This is a genomic window from Serratia marcescens (assembly GCF_001902635.1).
Lineage (GTDB): Bacteria > Pseudomonadota > Gammaproteobacteria > Enterobacterales > Enterobacteriaceae > Serratia > Serratia marcescens_F.
In genome coordinates this window covers 82132-96908 of record NZ_MJAO01000011.1, presented here as the reverse complement: position 1 = coordinate 96908, position 14777 = coordinate 82132, and the positions used below count along the sequence as shown (strand labels likewise).

10 protein-coding genes are annotated in these 14777 nt (G+C 60.7%); 5 read left to right on the top strand and 5 right to left on the bottom strand.

The features are described from left to right. Window positions 1-71 precede the first annotated feature (71 nt). The 5 genes from ulaR to glpD all read left to right on the top strand — a co-directional run bounded on the left by ulaR (window position 72) and on the right by glpD (window position 4810). On the top strand, window positions 72-827 hold the full coding sequence (gene ulaR / locus BHU62_RS12840) for an HTH-type transcriptional regulator UlaR (RefSeq protein WP_073532363.1): 756 nt from the start codon (window positions 72-74) through the stop codon (window positions 825-827). A gap of 84 nt (window positions 828-911) precedes the next feature. Then, the gene (gene glpE, locus BHU62_RS12835; protein WP_073532362.1) at window positions 912-1238 is read left to right on the top strand and encodes a thiosulfate sulfurtransferase GlpE; all 327 of its coding nucleotides are present in this window, start codon (window positions 912-914) and stop codon (window positions 1236-1238) included. A gap of 170 nt (window positions 1239-1408) precedes the next feature. Next, a complete protein-coding gene (glpG, locus tag BHU62_RS12830) occupies window positions 1409-2245 on the top strand; it encodes a rhomboid family intramembrane serine protease GlpG (protein WP_073532361.1) in 837 nt (278 codons plus the stop codon). A gap of 51 nt (window positions 2246-2296) precedes the next feature. Next, a complete protein-coding gene (locus BHU62_RS12825; RefSeq protein WP_004930797.1) occupies window positions 2297-3055 on the top strand; it encodes a DeoR/GlpR family transcriptional regulator in 759 nt (252 codons plus the stop codon). Window positions 3056-3301: 246 nt separating this feature from the next. Continuing rightward, entirely contained in the window at window positions 3302-4810 is a 1509-nt protein-coding gene (glpD, locus tag BHU62_RS12820; RefSeq protein WP_073532360.1) for a glycerol-3-phosphate dehydrogenase, read from the top strand. A gap of 60 nt (window positions 4811-4870) precedes the next feature. Here glpD and glgP read toward each other — a convergent pair whose 3' ends face one another. From glgP to glgB, 5 genes are all read right to left on the bottom strand, one after another. After that, on the bottom strand, window positions 4871-7318 hold the full coding sequence (gene glgP, locus BHU62_RS12815; RefSeq protein ID WP_073532359.1) for a glycogen phosphorylase: 2448 nt from the start codon (window positions 7316-7318) through the stop codon (window positions 4871-4873). A gap of 140 nt (window positions 7319-7458) precedes the next feature. Beyond that, on the bottom strand, window positions 7459-8889 hold the full coding sequence (gene glgA / locus BHU62_RS12810) for a glycogen synthase GlgA (protein WP_073532358.1): 1431 nt from the start codon (window positions 8887-8889) through the stop codon (window positions 7459-7461). Between the two features lie 135 nt (window positions 8890-9024). Further along, window positions 9025-10302 carry a glucose-1-phosphate adenylyltransferase gene (gene glgC, locus BHU62_RS12805; RefSeq protein ID WP_073532357.1) on the bottom strand — a complete coding sequence of 426 codons (1278 nt, stop codon included), beginning with the start codon at window positions 10300-10302 and terminating at the stop codon, window positions 9025-9027. 15 nt (window positions 10303-10317) lie between these two features. Beyond that, complete coding sequence (glgX, locus tag BHU62_RS12800; protein WP_073532356.1) at window positions 10318-12300, bottom strand: glycogen debranching protein GlgX; 1983 nt, start codon at window positions 12298-12300, stop codon at window positions 10318-10320. After that, a complete protein-coding gene (gene glgB / locus BHU62_RS12795; protein ID WP_073532355.1) occupies window positions 12297-14483 on the bottom strand; it encodes a 1,4-alpha-glucan branching protein GlgB in 2187 nt (728 codons plus the stop codon). The genes glgX and glgB overlap by 4 nt, the downstream gene beginning before the upstream one ends. Window positions 14484-14777: the final 294 nt, after the last annotated feature.

Sequence of the window (14777 nt, the reverse complement as noted above, 5' to 3'; positions counted from 1 at the left end):
TGATTCAAATCGTCAAACGGCGCGCATATAATCGAAGGCAACGACGTTCTTCTCACCCTGATGGAGCCCGCATGACAGAGTCCCAACGCCACAATGCCATTCTCGATCTCTTGCATCGCAAGGGGCAAATCTCCGTGGCGGACGTGATCGCGGCGTTTGACATCTCTCCGGCCACCGCGCGCCGGGACATCAACAAACTGAATGAAATTGGCAAATTGCGCAAAGTGCGCAACGGCGCCGAAGCCACGCAAACCCCGCGCCCGGCCTGGACGCCGCTCAACATCCACCAAACCCAGCATCTCGACGAAAAAATGCGCATCGCGGCAGCGGCGGCGCAACTCTGTCAGCCGGGCGAAAGCGTGGTGATCAACTGCGGTTCCACTGCATTTCTGCTGGGGCGTGAAATTTGCGGCAAGCCGGTTCAGGTGATCACCAACTACCTGCCGCTGGCCAACTATCTGATCGAACAGGACCATGACAGCGTGGTGATCATGGGTGGCCAGTACAACAAAACTCAGTCGATTACCCTGGCACCTCAGGACGGCGACGCGACTCTGTACGCCGGGCACTGGATGTTCACCAGCGGTATCGGCCTTACCGCCGAGGGTTTGTATAAAACGGATATGCTGACCGCCATGGCGGAGCAAAAGATGCTCAACTACGTCGGTAAACTGGTGGTGCTGGTTGACAGCAGTAAAGTCGGCCAACGCGCCGGCATGCTGTTTAGCCGCACCGAGCAAATCGCCATGGTGATCACTGGCCGGGCCGCCGATCCGGCGATCGTTGAACAACTGCGTCAACAAGGTGTTGAAGTGCTGCTGGTGTGACAAAACCACACCCTTGCTCTGGTCTTAAACGCCGCAGAGTTGGTTACAATAGCGGCGTCCCCCAATCACGAGGCAGTCAGCAGTATGGAACAGTTCGAAGCGATCAACGTGGAGCAGGCACACGCCCGCTGGAAAGAGGGCAGCGCCGCCCTGGTCGACATCCGCGATCCGCAAAGTTTTGAAGCCGGGCATACGCCGGGCGCCTTTCACCTCACCAACACCACCTTGTCTGCTTTCATGCAGCAAAACGACTTCGAGCGGCCGGTGATGGTGATGTGCTACCACGGCAACAGCAGCCGCAGCGCGGCGCAGTACCTGCTGCACCAGGGGTTCGATGCGGTCTACAGCATCGATGGCGGCTTCGAAGCCTGGGCGCGCCAATACCCACAAGATGTGGAAACCTCAGCCTGATCCCCCCGCCCGCCGCATCGGCGGGCGTCTCCTTTCGTCATTTGTGCGCGTTTTCGCGGGTTTTTCGCAGATCCGTTTGCCAGCGCTCAGGATTTCGACGTTATAATCGGCCGTCAGGGTCGCCGGCGCGCAAGCCGCGACCAAAATCATTCACTTACGACGGAAGAGCAATGGTTAGAGTAATCGCCATATCCAACCCGCGCCTGGCGCTGGCCTTTGTCGACTATATGGCGACCCAGGGCATCCGGCTTGAGCTGCGCAACAGCGGCGAGGCGGCGGAAATCTGGCTGGCCGACGACGGCCACCTCGAACAGGTGCAACACGAGCTGCAGCAGTTTCTGGTCGATCCGCTCAACCGCCGTTATCAGGCCGCCAGCTGGCAGACTGGCCATACCGACGCCGGCCTGCACTATCAGAGCGAATCCTACCTGCACACCCTGCGCAGCAAGGCCGGGCCGCTAACGCTCGGCGTGATGGTGCTGTGCATCGCGGTCTATATCCTGATGCAGGTGCTGGGCGACGATACCGTGATGCACTGGCTCTCCTGGCCGCAAAACAGCGACCAGTATTTACAGCTGTGGCGCTGGGTCAGCCATGCGTTCCTGCATTTCTCCCTGCTGCATATCCTGTTTAACCTGATGTGGTGGTGGTATCTCGGCGGCCAGATGGAAAAACGCCTCGGCACCGGCAAGCTGTTCGTGCTGGCGGTGGTGTCGGCCTTCTTCAGCGGCTGGGCGCAATCGCTGTTCAGCGGCGCACTGTTCGGCGGGCTGTCCGGCGTGGTCTATGCGCTGATGGGCTATGTGTGGCTCTCGGGCGAACGGGCGCCGGAGCGCGGCCTGATGCTGCCGCGCGGCCTGATGGTGTTTTCGGTATTGTGGCTGGTAGCCGGATATTTCGATATTTTAGGAATGTCGATCGCCAATGCGGCACACGTAGCCGGTTTAGTGTTAGGGTTATTGATGGCATTTTGGGATACGCGTCATCGCGCACACAACGAACAATAACAGCCGGGAGCTATGCCCCAACGGGCATAGCGGGCGTTTTAGGGGATTATCGTGAAGCAAACACAGCGTCATGACGCAATTATCGAGCTGGTGCGCCTGCAGGGTTACGTCAGCACGGAAGAGCTGGTCGAACATTTTGACGTCAGCCCGCAAACGATTCGCCGTGATTTGAATGACCTCGCCGACCAGAACAAAATCCAGCGCCACCACGGTGGTGCGGCGCTGCCCTCCAGCTCGGTCAACGCTGCCTATAACGATCGCAAGGTGATGTGGTCGGAAGAGAAAGCCCGCATCGCGCAGCGCGTCGCCAGCCAGATCCCGGACGGCGCCACGCTGTTCATCGATATCGGCACCACGCCGGAAGCGGTGGCCCATGCGCTGATGAACCACAAGAACCTGCGCGTGGTTACCAACAACCTGAACGTCGCCACCCTGCTGACCGCCAAAGAAGACTTCCGCCTGATCCTGGCCGGCGGCGAAGTGCGTACTCGCGACGGCGGCATCATGGGTGAAGCCACCCTGGACTTCATCTCCCAATTCCGCCTCGATTACGGCATTCTCGGCATCAGCGGTATCGATATGGACGGTTCGCTGCTCGAATTCGACTATCATGAAGTGCGCACCAAACGCGCGATTATCGAAAATTCCCGCTGCGTGATGCTGGTGACCGACCACTCCAAATTCGGCCGCAACGCCATGGTCAACCTGGGCAACATGAACCTGATCGACTACCTGTTTACCGACCAGTTGCCACCGCCAAGCGTGATGAAAATCATTGAACAGTACGACGTACAGCTGGAGCTGTGCTGACCTTGGCCTAACCTGCGGGGCGCGCCGCCGCCCCGTTTCGCTCCCAAAACTCCCCTCACCGACCGCCGTTTGCGCGCGCGCACCATATCCATATCATTTGTGTGACTATCATCACCAAACTGTTAGCTCTATCACGCCTAAATGTTTTTGTTTGGTTAAGTCTTGGCTTGCTTGTTGGTTTTTGATTACAATCATGAGCGAAAACGAACATGAAAGAGCTATTTCGAACATCTGGAGGAAGATGACGTGGAAACCAAAGACTTGATCGTTATCGGTGGCGGCATCAACGGTGCCGGCATCGCGGCGGATGCTGCCGGGCGCGGGCTGTCGGTACTGCTACTGGAAGCGCAAGACTTGGCCTGTGCTACGTCTTCCGCCAGTTCCAAACTGATCCACGGTGGCCTGCGCTACCTGGAACACTACGAATTCCGTCTGGTGAGCGAAGCGCTGGCCGAGCGTGAAGTGCTGCTGAAGCTGGCGCCGCACATCGCTTTCCCGATGCGTTTCCGCCTGCCGCACCAGCCACACCTGCGTCCGGCCTGGATGATCCGCATCGGCCTGTTCCTGTACGATCACCTGGGCAAACGCACCAGCCTGCCGGGCAGCAAGGGCTTGCGCTTTGGACCAGAATCGGTCCTGAAGCCTGAGCTGAAGCGCGGTTTCGAATATTCCGACTGCTGGGTCGATGATGCTCGCCTGGTGGTACTGAACGCGCAGGAAGTGGAAAAACGCGGCGGCGAAGTGCGTACCCGCACCAAAGTGACCCGCGCCTGGCGTGAAAACGGCCTGTGGATGGTGGAAGCGGTCGATATCGACAGCGGCAAAACCTTCACCTGGCGCGCCAAAGGCCTGGTTAACGCCACCGGCCCGTGGGTGAAAAACTTCTTCGACGACGGCCTGAAACTGAAATCACCTTACGGCATCCGTCTGATCAAGGGCAGCCACATCGTGGTGCCGCGCGTGCACGATCAGCCGCAGTCTTACATTCTGCAAAACGAAGACCACCGCATCGTGTTCGTGATCCCGTGGAATGACGAGTTCTCCATCATCGGCACCACCGACGTGGAGTACAAAGGCGATCCGAAGGATGTGAAGATCGACGAGAACGAAATCGCTTATCTGCTGAAAGTGTACAACGACCACTTCAAGAAGCAGCTGGGCCGTGACGACATCGTCTGGACTTACTCCGGCGTGCGTCCGCTGTGCGACGACGAGTCCGATTCACCGCAGGCAATCACCCGCGATTACACGCTGGACGTGCACGACGAGCAGGGCAAGGCGCCGCTGCTGTCGGTATTCGGCGGCAAGCTGACCACCTACCGCAAGCTGGCCGAGCACGCGATGGAAAAACTGGCGAACTACTACCCTGGCTGCGGCCCGGCGTGGACCAAAAACGCCACGCTGCCGGGCGGTGACATCGACGGCGACCGCGACAGCTATGCGGCCAAACTGCGCCACGCGCACGGCTGGCTGCCGGAAGCGCTGGCGCGCCGCTATGCCCGCACCTACGGCAGCCAGAGTGAGCTGATCCTGGCCGGCGCCAACGGCCTCGGCGATCTGGGCGAAGACTTCGGCCACGGTCTGTATGAAGCCGAACTGCGCTACCTGACCGAGAAAGAGTGGGTGGTGGAGCTGGATGACGCCATCTGGCGCCGCACCAAGCTGGGCATGTGGCTGGACGACGCGCAGCAGGCGCGAGTGCAAGCCTGGCTGGCGGAACACGCGAAAACGAAAGCGCTGTCTCTGGCTTCCTGAGCCGCAGCGTAACGAAAGGGCCGGTTATCCGGCCCTTTTCTTTTTTCACCTTCCCACGTTTTACAGCTTCACCGGCTGGATGTGCCAGATCTCATCCGCATACTCCTGGATGGTGCGGTCGGACGAGAAGTAGCCCATATTGGCGATATTCAGCACCGCGCGCCGCGTCCATTCGTCCCGATTGAGATACACCTCGTCCACTTTGTCCTGCGTGTCCACATAGCTACGGTAGTCCGCCAGCAGCTGGTAATGGTCACCCAGGTTCACCAGCGAGTCGAACAGATTGCTGTAACGCTTCGGTTCACCCGGGCTGAAGACGCCGGTCGCGATCTGCGTCAGCGCCTGATGCAGTTCAGGATCCTGCTCGTAATACTGGTGCGGGTTGTAGCCGTTGCGGCGCAGTTCTTCCACCTGTTCGGCGGTATTGCCGAAGATAAAGATGTTCTCCTCCCCCACGTGTTCGCGCATCTCGACGTTGGCGCCGTCCAGGGTGCCGATGGTCAGCGCGCCGTTCAGCGCGAACTTCATGTTGCTGGTACCCGAAGCTTCGGTGCCCGCCAGCGAAATCTGTTCGGAAAGATCCGCCGCCGGAATAATGATCTGCGCCAGGCTGACGCCGTAGTTCGGAATAAACACCACCTTCAGCTGGGTATGTACACGCGGATCGTTGTTGATCACCGTCGCCACGTCGTTGATCAAACGGATGATCTGTTTGGCGGCATAGTAGGCCGACGCCGCCTTGCCGGCAAAAATCACCACCCGCGGCACGCGCTCGGTTTCCGGATCATCCAGCAAACGGTTATACAGCGTGATGACATGCAACACATTGAGCAACTGCCGTTTGTACTCGTGGATGCGCTTGATCTGCACGTCGAACAGCGCATCCGGGTTGACCACCACGTTGAGCTTCTTGGCGATATACAGCGCCAGCCGCTCCTTGTTTTGCCGTTTGGCACGCTGCACCGCCTGCAGGAAGCTCGGGTAGTCGACGTTGGCTTTGAGCTCGCTCAGCTGGCTGAGATCGGTACGCCAGGTATGGCCGATGCAGTCGTCCAGCACCGCCGCCAGCGGCGGGTTGGCCAGCGCCAACCAGCGGCGCGGCGTCACCCCGTTGGTTTTGTTGCAGAAACGGTTAGGGAACAGCTGAGCGAAGTCGGCGAACAGCGATTGCACCATCAGCTCGGAATGCAAGGCAGAAACGCCGTTGACCTTGTGGCTGGCCACGACCGCCAGCCACGCCATGCGCACCCGGCGGCCGTTGGTTTCGTCGATGATCGAGACCCGCGCCGGCAGATCGTTGTCGCCCGGCGCCACCTCCTGCACCATCTTGAGGAAGTGATCGTTGATTTCGAAAATCAGCTGCAGATGGCGCGGCAAGATGCGGCCGATCATGTCCACCGGCCAGGTTTCCAGCGCCTCGCTCATCAGCGTGTGGTTGGTGTAGGAGAACACCTGCTCCACCACTTCCCAGGCGTCGAGCCACTTGAACTTGTGTTCGTCAATCAGCCGATGCATCAATTCCGGAATAGACAGCACCGGATGGGTGTCGTTAAGGTGAATGGCGATCTTGTCCGCCAGGTTGTCGAAGGTTTTGTGCATCAGCCAATGGCGGTTGAGGATATCCTGCACCGTGGCCGACACCAGGAAATACTCCTGCCGCAGCCGCAGCTCGCGCCCGGATGAGGTCGAGTCGTCCGGATAGAGCACGCGAGACACGTTCTCCGAATGGTTTTTATCTTCCACCGCCGCGAAGTAATCGCCCTGATTGAACTTGCCGAGGTTGATCTCGTTACTGGCCTGCGCGCCCCATAGCCGCAGGGTGGTGGTGGCGTCGGTGTCGAAACCGGGGATCACCTGATCGTAGGCGGTGGCCACGATCTCTTCGGTCTCCAGCCAGCGCGCCTTGGCGCCTTCCTGTTGCACCCGGCCGCCAAAGCGCACTTTGTAGCGGGTGTTGTGGCGCGGAAACTCCCACGGATTGCCGTACTCCAGCCAGTAGTCCGGCGACTCCATCTGTTGGCCGTTGACGATGTTCTGCTTGAACATGCCGTACTCATAGCGAATGCCGTAGCCGCGTCCCGGCAGCGCCAGCGTTGCCAACGAATCGAGGAAACAGGCCGCCAAGCGCCCCAGCCCGCCGTTGCCGAGCCCGGGGTCGTTCTCTTCTTCCAGCAGTTCCGCCAGGCTAAGCCCCATCTCGTTCAGCGCGTTGTCGATATCCTGATAGATGCCCATCGACAGCAGCGCGTTCGACAGGGTGCGGCCGATCAGGAACTCCATCGACAGGTAATACACCTGCCGCACATCCTGCGACAGCTGGGCGCGGTTGGAGCGCAGCCAGCGCTCCACCATGCGATCGCGCACCGCAAACAGCACGGCGTTCAGCCAGTCGTGCCGATTGGCGATGGCCGGATCCTTGCCGACGATAAACATCAGTTTATAGGCGATGGAGTGTTTCAGCGCTTCCACACTGACCGTGGGTGAGGTGTAACTAAACGGTGAAGTCATGGCTTTTGATCCCTTGTAGGGAGCCCAGCCATTCGCCGTGGAATAGCTGGCCCCGCTGAACATGGACGCGTCACGCCGCGCCCTGACAATCTACCCATACGGCTGTCCGCCGCGCGCCAACCCGAAGCGCGAAATGCGAACTACAAACGTTGATAAAGCGATAAATACTCTTTCGCCGCCACCGGCCAACCGAAGTCCACGCTCATGGCGTGGCGCTGAACGTGGCGCCAGTGTTTCTGCCGGCTCCACAGCACCATCGCGCGGCGAATGGCATTGCCCAGCGCAACGGCGTCGCAATCATCGAACACGAAGCCGCTGGCGGTGCCGTCGGCCAGATTCTCCAGCGCGCAGTCCACCACCGTGTCAGCCAGCCCGCCGGTGCGCCGCACCAGCGGCAGCGTGCCGTACTTCAGGCCGTAGAGCTGCGTCAGGCCGCAGGGTTCGAAGCGGCTCGGCACCAGGATCACGTCGGCGCCGCCGATGATGCGGTGGGAGAAGGATTCGTGATAGCCGATCTGCACGCCAACCTGCTCGGGGTAGTCGGCGGCGGCGGCCAGAAACGCCTGCTGCAACACCGCGTCGCCGGCGCCCAACAGCGCCAGTTGCCCGCCCTGCGCCAGCAGATCAGGCAACGCCTGCAGCACCAGATCCAGGCCTTTTTGGTTGGTCAGCCGGCTCACCACCGCAAACACCGGCAGTGATTCGTCCACCTTCAGCCCCATGGTCTTTTGCAGATGCAGCTTGTTTTTGACCTTGCTTTTCAGATCGTCGGCGTCATAACGGGCGGTCAGCCGCGGGTCGTGGGCCGGATCCCAAATCTTGTCGTCCACCCCATTGAGAATGCCGCTCAGCCGCCCCTGCCGCTGCCGCTCCTGCAGCAGCCCTTCCATGCCGTAACCGAACTCCGGCCGGGTGATCTCGCGCGCGTAGGTCGGACTGACGGCGGTCACGTGGTCGGCATAAAACAGCCCGGCCTTGAGGAATGACATCTGACCGTAGAACTCCAGGCCGTAGAGATCGTAGAACGACGCCGGCAGCCACAGTTCAGTCACGTGGTGAGCGGAGAACAGCCCCTGATAGGCCAGGTTGTGCACGGTGAACACCGAGCGCGCCGGGTGGCCATTAGCCGCCAGATAGGCACAGGTCAGGCCGGCGTGCCAATCGTGGGCGTGCACCAAGTGCGGCCGCCAGTAGCGATCCAGCCCCTTGGCCAGCTCGCAGGCCATCCAGCCCAGCAGCGCAAAGCGGCGGTGGTTGTCGGGGTACGCGTACATGGATTGATCGTGGTACGGGCTGCCCGGCCGGTCATACAGCCAGGGGGCATCAACCAGGTAAATGCCTACGCCGTGATAGTTGCCATAACGCAGGGCCACCCGGCCGGCAAACGAATCGATCTCCGCCACCAGCACGGTGTCCGGTATGCCATTACGTACGTCAGGGAAAGCGGGCAATAACACCCGAACATCGGCGCCTTCGGCGATTTGCGCCGCCGGCAGCGCACCTACCACGTCTGCGAGTCCGCCCGTCTTCAGCAGGGGGAACATTTCAGAACATACGTGTAAGACCTGCATTATCACTCCTGAAAGTCGGCCAACGGCCTCTGGATAAGAAATAAAGCAGGCTTGCCGCTGTTATGCGTACCGCGTTGCGCAAGCCATCGAACCGTTCATCGGGCGGCAGGCTATCGTTCCGCCGCCCACGTTAACTCACAATTTTGACAACATTTCGCGCGTCACCAGCACGATGCCGCCTTCCGAGCGATAAAAACGCTTGCTGTCTTCATCGGCGTTTTCCCCGATCACCATGCCTTCAGGAATATGGCAGGCGCGGTCGATAATGCAGCGCCGCAGGCGGCAGGAACGGCCGACGTTCACGTCCGGCAACAGTACGGTAGAGTCGATGGTGCAGAACGAGTTCACTCGCACGCGCGGGAACAGCACCGAATGCACCACCACCGAACCGGACACGATGCAGCCGCCGGAGACCAGCGAGTTCATGGTCATGCCGTGGCTGCCGGAGCGATCCTGCACGAACTTGGCCGGCGGCAGCGGTTCCATGTGGGTACGGATCGGCCAGGCGCGGTCGTACATATCCAACTCCGGCGTCACCGATGCCAGATCGAGGTTGGCGCGCCAGTAAGCGTCCAGCGTGCCCACGTCGCGCCAGTAAGGCGGCAGATCGGGGTTGGAGGTCACGCAAGACAAGGTAAACGGATGCGCCCACGCCGCCTGCTGCGCGGTGATTTTCGGGATCAGATCCTTGCCGAAGTCGTGGCTGGAGCCGGGGGTCGACATATCTTCTTCCAGCAGTTGGAACAGGTAGGCGGCATTGAAGATATAGATGCCCATGCTGGCCAACGACATATCCGGGTTGCCCGGCATCGCCGGCGGATTGGCGGGTTTTTCCAGAAACTCGATGATGCGGTCGCTCTCATCCACCTTCATTACGCCGAACTCGCTGGCCTCGCTGCGCGGCACCGGCAGACAGGCCACGGTGCACTGTGCGCCCTTCTCGACGTGGTCGATCAGCATGCGCGAGTAATCCATCTTGTAGATGTGATCGCCCGCCAGGATCACCACGTATTCGGCCTCGTAGCGGCGGATGATATCCAGATTCTGGTACACCGCGTCGGCGGTGCCCTTGTACCAATGTTCAGTGCTGAGGCGCTGTTGGGCCGGCAGCAGGTCGACGAATTCGTTCATCTCTTCGTTGAGGAACGACCAGCCGCGCTGAATGTGCTGCACCAGCGTGTGCGACTGGTACTGGGTGATCACACCGATACGACGGATGCCGGAGTTCAGGCAGTTCGACAGGGCGAAATCGATGATGCGGAACTTGCCGCCAAAGTGGACGGCGGGCTTGGCGCGGGTGGAGGTCAAATCTTTCAGGCGTGAGCCGCGGCCGCCGGCCAGGATCAGCGCTACGGATTTAATCGGCAGCTGGCGCGCCAACATCAGGGGGTCTTTATTTTCAAACCTAACCATAGCTGACTCCTTTTATTATTTCCGTACCAGTACGCAAAGCGAGCGCGCGGCCTGGTGCCAGGCGGGCAGTACCGCCCGTGAGTCTTCCTGAATGAAGGGGGCGACAACGTGCCAATCGCCTGCCGGCAACTTCATTTCCACCGTTTGCGACGTGGCGTTGACCAGCAGCAGCCAGCGCTGCGACAACAGGATCTGCATGTACAGCTCTCCCTGCTCCCACTGCTGCGCGTCGAGCGGTTGCCCTTGCGCGTTCAGCCACTGCACGCTGCCGTCGTCCTGCTGCCACCAGCTGTCCTGCAGCAAAGCGGGGATCTGTCGCCGCAGCGCGATCAGCGCCGCGACGTAATCGGTCAGCGCGTCATCCGCCGTGGACCAGTCGAGCCAAGTGGTGGCGTTGTCCTGACAATAGGCGTTGTTGTTCCCCTGCTGGCTGTGTCCCTGCTCATCGCCGGCCAGCAGCATCGGCGTTCCCTGGGACAGCAGCAGCGTGGCGAGCATCGCCCGCTGGCTGGCCCTGCGGCGTTGCACAATGGCGTCGTCGGCGACCAGGCCTTCAACGCCGTGGTTGTTGCTGAAATTGCGATCGCTGCCGTCACGGTTGCCTTCGCCGTTCAACTGGTTGTGTTTCTCGTTGAAGCTGACCACGTCTTGCAGGGTAAAGCCGTCATGGGCGGTCAGCATGTTGACGGTGGCGTAGGGCGCCCGCCCGTGCTGGTTATACAGATCGCTGGAGGCGGCGAAGCGCCGGGCGAACTGGCCGAGCGACACGCCGCTCTGCAGCCAGAAACGGCGCATGTCGTCGCGGTAATGGTCGTTCCATTCGGCGAAGCGCCCGGGAAACGCCCCCACCTGATAGCCACCGGGGCCGATGTCCCAGGGCTCGGCGATCAGCTTGCAGCGCGACAGCAGATCGTCCGCCAGCATCGCCTGAAACAGCGGCGCATCGCGATCGAAGCCCGGCGTGCGGCCGAGCACGCTGCCCAGATCGAAGCGAAACCCGTCGACATGGCACTCCCGTACCCAAAAATGCAGGCAGTCCATCACCCAGGCCACGCCCTGCGGCTGATCCAACCGCAGGGTGTTGCCGCAGCCGGTGTCGTTGACGTAATCCCCTTCCGGCGTCAGCCAGTAGTAGCTCGGGTTATCAATGCCGCTCAGCGACAGCATCGGCCCGTCCATATCCAGCTCGGCACTGTGGTTGAACACCACGTCGATGATCACCTCGATGCCGGCTTTGTGCAGCGCCTTGACCGCGTCGCGGAATTCGTTCAGCGGCGTGCCCTCGGTGCGCAGACTGGCGTAGCGGTTGTCCGGCGCATAGGGCGCCAGCACGTTATAGCCCCAGTAGTTGATCAGCCCCAGCCGCTGCAGACGCGGTTCTGAGGTATGTTGCTGCACGGGCAGCAGTTCCAGCGCGGTGATGCCAAGGCGTTTGAAGTAGGCGATCATCACCGGGTGCCCCAGCGCGGCGAAGCTGCCGCGCAGCGCCGGCGGGATCGCCGGGTGCAGCAGCGTCAGGCCGCGCACGTGCGCTTCGTAGATGACCGTTTGTCCCCAAGGCGTGTCAGGCGGGCAATCGTCCTGCCAGTCGTAATGTTCGTCCACCACCACGCATTTCGGCATCAGTTCCGCACTGTCGTGCGGATCCGGCTGATCGTAACCGCCGTGCAGGTGCGGGTGATCCGCCACTGGCCCATCCACCGCGCGGGCGGCGGGATCGAGCGACAGCTTGTTGGGGTTGAAACGCAGCCCGCTCGCCGGTTCGAACGGGCCGTAGACCCGGTAGCCGTAACGCTGCCCCGGCTTGCCACCCGGCAGATAGCCGTGCCAAACGTCGCCGCTGCGCGCCGGCAGCGGCAAACGCACTTCGCGCTGCTGGCCGTCGAACAGGCACAACTCCACCCGCTCGGCGTGCGCCGAATACAGGGTGAAGTTGATACCTTCGCCGTCATAATGCGCGCCCAGCGGCGCGGCAAGGCCGGTTGTCAGCTCCGTCATGACGCCTCCCGCAGCAGGTAGAGGGTCGCCAGCGGCGGCAACGTCACACAGATGGAAAAGTCGCGGCCGTGGCTGCCGACCGCTTCAGAACAAACCCGCCCCTGATTGCCGGCGTTGCTGCCGTGATAGTGATGCGAATCGGTATTGAGGATCTCGCGATAGTCGCCGGCGCGCGAGATACCGATGCGGTAGCGGTAACGCGGCACCGGGGTAAAGTTGCTGATGGCGATCAGCTCATTGCCCTTTGAATCGTAGCGTGCGAAGGCGAACACCGAGTTCTCGTGATCGTCGACCACCAGCCATTCGAAGCCGTCCGGGCGGTAGTCGCGCTCGTACAGCGGCGCCTGCTGCCGGTAGCAATGGTTCAGATCGCGTACCAAGCGCTGTACGCCGTTATGCCAGTTATCCAACCCTTCCAGCAAATGCCAGTCGAGGCTGCTATCGAAATTCCACTCATGCCCCTGCGCAAACTCGCATCCCATGAACAGCAGCTTTTTGCCCGGATGCGCCCACATAAAACCGTAATAGGCACGCAGGTTGGCGAACTTCTGCCAGGCATCGCCCGGCATGCGATCGAGAATCGACTTTTTGCCGTGCACCACTTCATCGTGCGAGATCGGCAGCACGAAGTTCTCGGTATAGGCATACAGCATGCCGAAGGTCATTTGATTGTGGTGATACTTGCGGTGTACCGGATCGCACTTCATGTAATTAAGCGTGTCGTGCATCCAGCCGAGATTCCATTTGTAGTGGAACCCCAGGCCGTTAGCGTCCGGCGGCAGGGTGACGCCGGGATAATCGGTGGACTCCTCCGCCAGCGTCACCGCGCCCGGCTGCGCCTTGCCGACGGTTTGGTTGGTGTAACGCAGGAAGGAGATCGCCTCCAGGTTTTCGTTGCCGCCATAGTAGTTCGGCACCCACTCGCCATCGGCGCGGCTGTAATCGCGGTAAATCATCGACGCCACCGCATCGACCCGTAACGCGTCGATGCCGAAGCGTTCCAGCCAATACAGCGCGTTGCCCGCCAGGTAGTTGCGCACCTCGTGGCGGCCGTAGTTGTAGATCAGCGTATTCCAGTCCTGATGGAAGCCCTCGCGCGGATCGGCGTATTCGTACAGTGCGGTGCCGTCGAAGTTCGCCAGACCGTAGGCATCGCTGGGGAAATGCCCCGGCACCCAATCGAGGATCACATTGATGCCCGCCTGATGCGCCGCCGCCACGAACGCCCTGAAGTCGGCCGGCGTACCGAAGCGCCGGGTCGGCGCATACAGCCCCAGCGGCTGATAGCCCCAGCTACCGTCGAACGGGTGCTCGTTGACCGGCAGCAGCTCGATATGGGTGAATCCCATGTCCTTCACATAGTCGATAAGCTGCACCGCCAGTTCGCCGTAGCTGAGCCAAAAGTGATTGTCGGTGTGGCGGCGCCACGATCCGAGATGCACCTCATAGATGGCGATCGGCTGGTCAAAGTCGTTGGCGCGACGGCGCGCCTCCGTCGTCGGCACCACCTCCGGCAGCGGTGCCACCAGCGAGGCGGTGTCCGGGCGCATCTGCGCCTCGAAAGCGTAAGGGTCGGCTTTCAGCTGGGTATTGCCATAGCAATCGACGATTTCATATTTGTACAGCTGGCCGGCCCGCACGCCGGGCAGGAACAGTTCCCAGATGCCGTTTTCACGCCGCAGACGCATCGGATGGCGGCGGCCGTCCCAGAAGTTGAATTCCCCTACCACCGAGACGCGCTGGGCGTTGGGCGCCCACACCGCAAAACTGACGCCGTCGACGCCATCCAACGTGGCGAGATGAGCGCCCAGCCGTTCATAGGGACGCAGGTGCGTGCCTTCGGCCAGCAGCCAGCTGTCGATATCCTGCAGCAGCGGGCCGAACCGGTAGGGATCGTCGACGGTCTGTTGATGATCGCGCCAGTTGACCTGCAGCTGATAGCGGAATGGATTTTTGCGCCGCGGCACCACGGCGCTGAAGAAACCGCGCGGATCGTCGCAGCTCAGTTGCGCCAGCCGCCGGCCGGTCTGCTGCTCCACCAGCCAGACTTCAGTGGCGTCCGGCAGCAGAGCGCGCACCTGCAGACCGTTATCGGTCGCATGCATGCCAAGCAGAGCAAAGGGATCGGCGTAATGGCCGGAGATGATCTGATCAATCACGTCACGATCGAGAAGTACAGGCATAGTCTTCTTCCTTAGATTAACAGCATGATCTAAGCGACGGCGTGTTGGTTAATCCTTGGCCGTTTTGATCATCATGCAATGCGTTCGGACTCTAAAGCGTGATTGCGGTCGGTTATTGACCAATCTTTACTCTGCCGACCTGAATTTCGCTCTTTATGCTTATTTTTTGAAATATTTCAGTCATGGTGAAAAATTGTTCGCCATTGCGTTAAGCATAGCCAATGTCTGTTAAAAACTGCTCAGCATTGCTCAGGAAAATTCTTCATTAAGAAAACTGCCAGCCCGACGGCGTCT

What these genes read in the sequence shown, in the direction of transcription:
- ulaR (WP_073532363.1), top strand. Translation starts at nt 72, where the DNA reads ATGACAGAGTCCCAACGCCACAATGCCATTCTCGATCTCTTGCATCGC.
- glpE (WP_073532362.1), top strand. Translation starts at nt 912, where the DNA reads ATGGAACAGTTCGAAGCGATCAACGTGGAGCAGGCACACGCCCGCTGG.
- glpG (WP_073532361.1), top strand. Translation starts at nt 1,409, where the DNA reads ATGGTTAGAGTAATCGCCATATCCAACCCGCGCCTGGCGCTGGCCTTT.
- glgP (WP_073532359.1), bottom strand. Translation starts at nt 7,318, where the DNA reads ATGACTTCACCGTTTAGTTACACCTCACCCACGGTCAGTGTGGAAGCG.
- glgA (WP_073532358.1), bottom strand. Translation starts at nt 8,889, where the DNA reads ATGCAGGTCTTACACGTATGTTCTGAAATGTTCCCCCTGCTGAAGACG.
- glgC (WP_073532357.1), bottom strand. Translation starts at nt 10,302, where the DNA reads ATGGTTAGGTTTGAAAATAAAGACCCCCTGATGTTGGCGCGCCAGCTG.
- glgX (WP_073532356.1), bottom strand. Translation starts at nt 12,300, where the DNA reads ATGACGGAGCTGACAACCGGCCTTGCCGCGCCGCTGGGCGCGCATTAT.
- glgB (WP_073532355.1), bottom strand. Translation starts at nt 14,483, where the DNA reads ATGCCTGTACTTCTCGATCGTGACGTGATTGATCAGATCATCTCCGGC.